We start from the raw sequence: 368 nt of genomic DNA, 5'->3' as shown, positions 1-368 counted from the left end.
ATACAGCGGGCTATTGTACTTGAGCCTGAAAATGTAGAAATGCTGTCACAGCTTGCCATTATTTATACTGAAATGGGTCATTACCAACAATCAAATGAACTGCTTGATTTCATCCTCGAACACGTAGATGAAAACATGTCAGAGTGTCACTATTTTAAAGCGAATAATTATGCCAATCTCGGACTTTTTCAAGAGGCCTATAAGTCAGCCACTGCTTATGCCGCTTTGGAAGAGGATGGGGAATTTACGGATGAAAATGATGATCTTCTCGACCTGCTCGATATGAGTGACGAAGAGGACGAAGATTTTCCTTATGATCAGGATGACCTGATTGTGAAGCAGGATCAAGCGAATCATTTGTTAGAAAG

1 pseudogene is annotated in these 368 nt (G+C 40.5%); it reads left to right on the top strand.

The window, feature by feature from the left end:
* Positions 1-368 (top strand): annotated as a pseudogene (locus SB775_RS27840) (tetratricopeptide repeat protein); the annotation flags it as partial.

It is taken from the genome of Peribacillus sp. SIMBA_075 (assembly GCF_046534585.1).
This window is presented reverse-complemented; position numbering and strand designations above follow the sequence as displayed.